1 protein-coding gene is annotated in these 964 nt (G+C 47.5%); it reads left to right on the top strand.

The genetic code is table 11. The features are described 5' to 3' along the window. On the top strand, positions 1-964 hold a 964-nt coding region (locus A3766_RS01290; protein ID WP_255375272.1), incomplete at both ends, for a translation factor GTPase family protein.

Genomic DNA, 964 nt, shown 5'->3' with positions numbered 1-964 from the left:
GATGGAGCTTTATTTAGAAGGTGAGCAGCTTTCTGAGCAGCAAATAAAGCAGGCGATTCGCAAGCGTACGTTGGCGAATGAGATTGTGCCGGTTATTGGCGGTTCTGCCTTTAAGAATAAAGGTGTTCAGGCGATGCTTGATGCTGTTGTTGAGTACCTGCCGTCTCCTGAAGAGGTTAAAGCGATCGAGGGTGTGCTTGATGATGACGAGACTGTTGAGTCTCGAGAGGCTGATGATTCTGCTCCATTTTCTGCTCTTGCGTTTAAGATTGCGACGGACCCCTTTGTTGGTACTCTGACTTTCTTTAGGGTCTACTCTGGATCGCTAAAAACCGGCGATACCGTGTATAACCCAGTTAAGGGTAGGAAGGAGCGCATTGGTCGAATGGTGCAGATGCATGCAAATGACCGAGAAGAAATAAAAGAAGTATTGGCTGGAGATATTGCAGCTGCGGTCGGCCTTAAGGATGTTACTACTGGCGAAACGCTATGTAATATTGAGAACAAGATTACGCTTGAGCGTATGGAGTTTCCAGAGCCTGTAATTTCGGTTGCAGTGGAGCCTCGTACGCAGGCAGACCAGGAAAAGATGGGTGTTGCCCTAGGTAAGCTTGCGCAGGAAGATCCTTCGTTTAGAGTAAAAACCGATGAAGAGACGGGCCAGACGATTATCTCCGGAATGGGCGAATTGCACCTGGATATCATCGTTGATCGCATGAAGCGTGAGTTCAGTGTTGAGGCAAATATTGGTAAGCCGCAGGTGGCTTACCGTGAAGCGATTAAAAATATTAGTGATATTGAAGGTAAATTTGTTCGTCAGTCAGGTGGGCGTGGTCAGTATGGGCATGTTTGGCTTAAGTTTGAGCCCTTAGCGGATGGCGAAGAAGGTTTAGAGTTTGTAAATGAGATTGTTGGTGGTGCTGTGCCGCGTGAGTTTATCCCGGCAGTTGAAAAGGGTATCGCA

This window comes from Oleiphilus sp. HI0132 (assembly GCF_001635845.1).
The sequence above is the reverse complement of the archived record's forward strand: the minus strand, read 5'-3'. Positions and strand labels throughout refer to the sequence as shown.